Here is a 4,472-nt window from a genome sequence, read left to right as displayed (position 1 = left end):
GATAGGTGCAGAGCTTCTTTTCATACAGGCTTTGCAGATAGTCCAGGGTCTGCTGGGCTGTAAATCCAAGCAGGCGGTTGGCATCTCTTTGCAGAGTAGTCAGGTCATAGAGGGCAGGCGGCTTTTCGGACTTTTCCTTGCATTCCACCTTTTTGATTGTGACATTTACACCCTGACAGGCTTCTTTCAGCTGCTCAGCAGCAGCCTTATCCGCCATGCGCTCCCCGGATACGGTAAGACCGGGCAGCTCCAGCGCCACGGTATAAAAGGGAATCGGCTTAAAGGTGTCGATCTCAGCTTCTCGCTGAACAATAAGCGCCAGCGTCGGGGACATCACGCGCCCGATGTTGAGGGTTCGGTGATACAGCACGGAAAAAAGCCTTGTCGCATTGATCCCCACCAGCCAGTCGGCCTTGGCACGGCAGAGGGCAGCATCCCGAAGTCCGTCATAGTCCGCACCGGGGCGCAGGTTTGCAAAGCCTTCCCTTATGGCGGAGTCTTCCATCGAAGAAATCCAGAGCCTTTTCATCGGCTTTTGACAGTCTGCCAGCTCATAGACGCTGCGGAAGATCAGCTCACCCTCGCGTCCGGCATCGCAGGCATTTACCACCTCCGTCACATCCGGGGCATTCATCAGCTTTTTGAGAATATCAAACTGCTTTTTCTTATCTTTTCCCACCATCATCTGCCAATGTTCCGGCAGGATAGGCAGATCATCATATCGCCACTTGGCATACTTGGGAGCATAGCTGTCTGCATCCGCAAGACCGGCCAGGTGGCCCACGCACCAGCTGACACGCCAACCGTTGCCCTCCAGATACCCGTCCTTACGGACGGTTGCGCCGATCACCGCCGCCAAACTCTGGGCAACTGATGGCTTTTCAGCAATTACAAGTTTCATAATCTTCATCCTCCCATTCTTCTCGCACAGGCGTGTGCAACTTTTTCTCAATGCTGTTTTCCTCATCCAAAAGCAGGTTATAGCCAAACCGATAATCATAGCGGTACAGTTTCCCCAGCAGGTCATTGATGATGATGCGGCAAGCCAAAATGACACGGGTTTTATCCACCTGCATCAGCTGGTAGCGTTGATAATTGCTGTAATATTCTTCATGACGGTGGGTATTGCTGACGGTATCTTCAAACAAAATATCTACTGCATCCTGACAACCATCCTCTTTTTCCCCCTCCATACAGTTCAAAAGTTCCATTACCATAGGGAAGCTCTGTTCATCCATAGGAGCTTCTGCTGCAAGAAAACCGATCAGAGCAGATAAGAGCAGACAGGCTGCTGCCTGTTCCTGATCCGTCAAAACAGCCATTGTTTTCTCCACATTTGGCAGGATCTTTTCTTTCACAAAATCTGCCGCGTCACCGGAATAAAGCTGACGGATAGAATCTATGGACAATGAAACTGTCACGGTATCTAAGGAGAAATCAAAGGGGTCATCTTGCTTTGGCGTTCTCCGAAGTTTGTTTAACATGGTAGAAAGAATGTCGCCGCCAAAATACAAGGCAATCACCAGTAAATCAAAAACAGAAATCAGTTTAATAAATGTAATCAGAACACTCATTTTTTTCGTTTCCTTTCTTTAAGCCAGCGTTCCATCTCACGATGACAGATACCTACGCAGGGTCTTCCATAATTCCCGCAACCATAGCAGGGGTGGCTGTGGGGTAAAGAAGGAGGACGGGAAGTTTCCTTCCCGCCCTCCGGCCTGCGTGTCATCATGCGTTCATAGGGACTGTCTGTGAAACGGGTCATTTCACACTGTCCTCATCATCTTCTTCTGTGCTGCCCCCGTCAGCGTCCGGCTCGTCCGACTCCTCATCCTCGGTTTCCCATTCCTCGGAATCCTCCTCGCCATAATCATAATCGTCCAGACTGTCATTGCCCTTGGTCTTAGGCTTGTTCTTAACGAGCTTCAAGTAGGCAAATACGCCACCGCCACCAAGCAGAGCCAGCAAAAGGACCAGCGCAGCCGGGTTCAATCCGGCAGGCTTCTCCTTTTCCGGCTCCGATGTTTCTGCCGGAGGTTCCGGTGCTTTGCCCGTACATTTACTCTTATCAGTTGCGCAGACCGGGCAGGCCGTATTGACTGCCCCTGCTTCACATTTTGTTGAACAGCTGCATACCGCAGGCATCTCCTCTTTGGGTTTTCCATCTTCCATCAGCGCCGCAAGGTCTGCATCGTCCACCTGATTCAGAAAGTGAACAGCAGTCTCCTTGTCCTCATTCGCCCTATCAATCAGGATGTAAAAGTAATTTCCAGCTTTGGTCGTAACAGTAATAAGCTGCTTATTGCCTCCAAAATCATCCACCAATGCCGCATTCCCCTCCGGTGTAAGTGCCGGTGCCGGTTCTGTTTCTTCCAGAATCACATTGCTGTCATTGGTAGAATCCTCTGCCGGTGCCGCCGGAGCCTGTTCTGACCCCTGTGCGAAAGCAGGGATCGTAAAGCCAAATGCCACAACCATTGTCAGGCAAAGGGCGGAAAGTGTTTTGCAAATTCTTTTATTCTTCATAAGCGGTAACCTCCTGATTATTTGATTCCGACAGTGCTGTATCTCTGCCGTGGTTCATTCCACCGGAAAGCATAGCGTTCAGCTGTGCTGGAGTCATGCGTAACGCACGAACCATCTGAACGATTTCCAGATTCTCTGCCTCCGTTTTCTGTGCTTCCAGGGTCTTGAGCTTTTCCTGATATTCCGCAATCTTCTCACGGGTTTTCGCAATTTCCTGGTCGATACGTTCAATTTTATTTTTTGCCATAACCGTTCACTCCTTTCCACAAAGTCTGTTACCAGTTCATCAGGCCGTAGCCCTTAATACTTTGATAATTCAGGTCATAACTTTTGATCTTGCAGGCATCGCCGGAATTTCCCTCCACCGTATAAACACGGCTGCCATCCGTACCGATCACGATACCCACATGGTCCGCTGTCCCATCTAAATCCCAATCAAAGAAAATTGCATCTCCGGGAGCCAGATTGTTATAGCCTCTTGCACCCCATTGTCCATGAGACTGGAACCACGGAACGCCCTGCCACTCACAGCCTGCAAAGCGCGGCTCACTTTTTCCAGCCTGGTTATAACACCAGGATACAAAGCAGGCGCACCACTCCACGCGGCTGTCAAAGCCATACCAGCTCCAATAAGGATAGCCGCCCACATTGCCGACCTGACGCTTGGCCAGCTCCACCAACTGCGGATTTCCGGGACGGGTTCCATTTACAAACTGTACACCGGTCAAGTCCTCGGAATTGCTCATGTCAGGGGAACCACCGCCAAACAACAACGGCTTATTGCCCATGGTCTGTCGGTAGACCTGATACATTTCCATCTGCTCCGGGGTCAGAATCTCCAACGCCACAGCGGAAATGGGCTTGCTGGTGAGTTTCACATTCAAAATGTAATACTCATAGGGGACTTCTTCTGAGGTGGTCTCGCCGGTCTCCGGGTCGGTGGAGGTCTCCGTGCGGTAGCGAATCTCCACTTCCTCAGTAAGCGTCAGCTGATACTGTGCTGCAAACACACGCGCCAGCTCTGCCTGAGCGCTCTGCCGGGTGTAGCCTTGCAAAACGGCAGACAGAAATGCTGCCAGCTCATGAGGGTCATGACCGATCATACCAAGGTCATAGCGATACTCGTCATACCCTGGGTGGCTGCTTTCTATGTTGTCGATTTCCTCCTGCAACTGGGCTTCTCTGGCTGCATAATCTGCCTCCACCGCCAGCATTTCCGGGTCATCCGACGGATAAGTGGTGCCGGAGAGAACGGAACCGATGCTCTGCGCCATCATGGAGCAGGAGGACATGGTATTCATCAGCATACAGGTAATGAGGAACAAAACCCCTGCCATCAGGAAACCCTTCTTGTGGCGCATGACGAACGCCCCTGCCTGCTGTGCCTTTTCTTTTACCGTCCTTGCGGCTTTTCCGGTTTTGGATGCAGCCTGGGCGGTATTTCCGGCAGTCTGACCGGCGTGTTTGGCGGCGGCATACTGCCTTTTGATGGCCTGCTTTTGCTGCCAGCGGGAAAGCGGATTGCTGGCAAACTGGGGATTTTCCTGCAAAGATTTCTGGTACAGAACATTTACATTTGCCTTTTCCAGTTGGCGCTCTGCCTGTGCTGCTTTGCGGTACGGCTTCAGCTTGTGGCTGCGATAGCCCTCCCGCACCAAATAAGCGCCGGTCTCCACCGCCTCCTCGGACTTGTGGGCGCTTTCCACGCCCACATTGTCCTGCTCTGTTTCCCGGATCTCTTTGTGGAGCTTGCCCGCAACCAGATGGACGGGAGCTTCCCTGACTCCCTGAGAAACTTTGGAAGGTGGCTTTTTCTTGTCCTCAAAGGTCAGCTTCGAGGTCTTTTTTCCGATATCCGGGTCAATGACCGTCTGCCTGACCTTTTTCTTTGGAATATTGGCCTGCGCCTTATCTGCTCTGGCCGCAGCTTTCTCCGCTTTACGGAT

Annotated in this window: 6 protein-coding genes; all 6 read right to left on the bottom strand. The window is 51.6% G+C overall.

What is annotated here, in order from left to right; genetic code table 11:
• A partial coding sequence (locus ACMP1L_RS09455) for a DNA topoisomerase (RefSeq protein WP_418452836.1) occupies nt 1-901 on the bottom strand: 901 nt, incomplete at its 3' end.
• Nucleotides 882-1,574, bottom strand: coding sequence for a conjugal transfer protein TraG (locus ACMP1L_RS09450; protein ID WP_418452835.1), 693 nt, complete (start codon nt 1,572-1,574; stop codon nt 882-884). The genes ACMP1L_RS09455 and ACMP1L_RS09450, both read right to left, overlap by 20 nt.
• Nucleotides 1,571-1,765, bottom strand: coding sequence for a hypothetical protein (locus ACMP1L_RS09445; RefSeq protein ID WP_082923076.1), 195 nt, complete (start codon nt 1,763-1,765; stop codon nt 1,571-1,573). Before ACMP1L_RS09445 ends, ACMP1L_RS09450 begins: the two co-directional genes overlap by 4 nt.
• A complete protein-coding gene (locus ACMP1L_RS09440) occupies nt 1,762-2,526 on the bottom strand; it encodes a DUF4366 domain-containing protein (protein ID WP_117698259.1) in 765 nt (254 codons plus the stop codon). Before ACMP1L_RS09440 ends, ACMP1L_RS09445 begins: the two co-directional genes overlap by 4 nt.
• The gene (locus tag ACMP1L_RS09435) at nt 2,516-2,773 is read right to left on the bottom strand and encodes a DUF4315 family protein (RefSeq protein WP_117698260.1); all 258 of its coding nucleotides are present in this window, start codon (nt 2,771-2,773) and stop codon (nt 2,516-2,518) included. Before ACMP1L_RS09435 ends, ACMP1L_RS09440 begins: the two co-directional genes overlap by 11 nt.
• 28 nt (nt 2,774-2,801) lie before the next feature.
• On the bottom strand, nt 2,802-4,472 hold a 1,671-nt coding region (locus ACMP1L_RS09430), incomplete at its 5' end, for a C40 family peptidase (protein ID WP_418452833.1).

The organism is Ventrimonas sp., assembly GCF_048380235.1.
In the GTDB taxonomy this organism is placed as follows: domain Bacteria; phylum Bacillota; class Clostridia; order Lachnospirales; family Lachnospiraceae; genus Brotaphodocola.
The sequence above is the reverse complement of the archived record's forward strand: the minus strand, read 5'-3'. Positions and strand labels throughout refer to the sequence as shown.